Genomic DNA, 1,562 nt, shown 5'->3' with positions numbered 1-1,562 from the left:
GCTCCGGGGAATGCCGGCGACGCTTCACGGGTTTCTTAGCAGGGATAATTTCACTCATATTAGGTGTCCACTTGTTGATAGGTGGACACCTAAATTACAGCGCAGAATTTGGCTTGGTAGATGAGTTTGCCGGACGCTTACAATAAACCCATTATTTGGTCCTCCCACCAAGCGAGTTTTGAGGTCAAGTCGCCAGTCAGGGGGATGAAGCGGTGTTTGGTATTGACTGCTGGATAAGTGTCTTAAAGACAAAGACCCGGCAGATTACTCTACCGGGGCTTTGGTGGTTTTGCTTACTAAGCTATAAGGCTTAGTGCCACCAAGCTAGCAATCTAACTCACGATAAGCCAAACGATAAAAAACAGAAGAGGGAACCCTAAAATTTTGTAATTTTTTGCTTTCTTGGAAGCCGTATACTCTTCCGCTGTTGCACAAACAGGGGAAAGTAGAAAAAACTCCACAAAGTAGATTAGCAACCAACCCCCACTCAAACTTAATACAAATAATGGCAGGTTTACTGATACCTTAGAAATCCAAAACATAAAAATAAATGGAAAAGCAGCCACACAAAGGCATAAATATAGATAAGAAAATTTGTGCGGAGTTTGACAATAAGCTTGACAACCCCTGCACTGACACTCAAAGCCTGCTCTCACTAGAACAGCCTTTGCTCCTAGACTTGAATCACAGTTACCGCATCGAGAGTCAACAATATTCATTTATGGGCCCTCACCTATAAGCGCACCTTCGATCAACTGATTCAACTGCACTCCAGAACCGTAGGTTTGTGAGGCCCGCAATGCCCCACCACTTAACCCCATAATTGCCAAGCCAGCTCCATAAGGCGATGTGTAATAAGATATTCCAACTCCCAAGCCAATCCTCCCTATAAGCATGCTGAAAATAAACCCCAGCAGATTACTCTGCCATGGCTTTGATAATTTTCATTCTCGGGAAAGAAGATTATCGACTGCGATTGCAAGACTCTATAGGCATTGTAAGAGCTAACAACATTGCTACCCATCTAAAAGAATCCCCTGCAAGTAAGCTTGCCAATTTTCTAGGAATATCAAGTTTTACTGCGTTTCCCAAAGAACTTCTTAGGTGTTGGTTTTGCGATGAGGGGAGCAAAAAATAACCGTATCAATAAAACCAAAATAATACAAACCGCCAATGGAGTTACTGTTAAAAAATAAAAAGATACATATACCGATAATAGAACTGCCGCACCTTCCAAAGTCAGATAAAGCAATTTTGAAAATCCTGCAATCAGATAATTCGTACCACAACTTAAACATCTAGCACCATCACCAGTCAGACTAGCTAGTGCAGCCATTGGCGGAATTTTATATTTCTTACACGTTTTACAATATGCGCCCATTTATAAAACCCACTAATCTTGACCAGAGAGAAAAGTGTTAGGGCCTGTTAACACTAATTAGCCGGTCAGCGATCAATGAAAAGTTGATGAAGAACTTAAAAACGACATCCAACTTATCAAATCGACTAAATATTCTTCGGAAACCTTTCAAGCGGCGAAACAGACGCTCTACTTCATTTCG

At 41.6% G+C, this 1,562-nt stretch carries 1 protein-coding gene; it reads right to left on the bottom strand.

The window, feature by feature from the left end:
* Nucleotides 1–1,069: 1,069 nt before the first annotated feature.
* Entirely contained in the window at nt 1,070–1,381 is a 312-nt protein-coding gene (locus AB1S50_RS19430) for a hypothetical protein (RefSeq protein ID WP_367152923.1), read from the bottom strand.
* Nucleotides 1,382–1,562 lie beyond the last annotated feature (181 nt).

Source organism: Microbulbifer discodermiae, assembly GCF_040742695.1.
Taxonomy (GTDB): Bacteria; Pseudomonadota; Gammaproteobacteria; order Pseudomonadales; family Cellvibrionaceae; genus Microbulbifer.
This window is presented reverse-complemented; position numbering and strand designations above follow the sequence as displayed.

What these genes read in the sequence shown, in the direction of transcription:
- AB1S50_RS19430 (WP_367152923.1), bottom strand. Translation starts at nt 1,381, where the DNA reads ATGGGCGCATATTGTAAAACGTGTAAGAAATATAAAATTCCGCCAATG.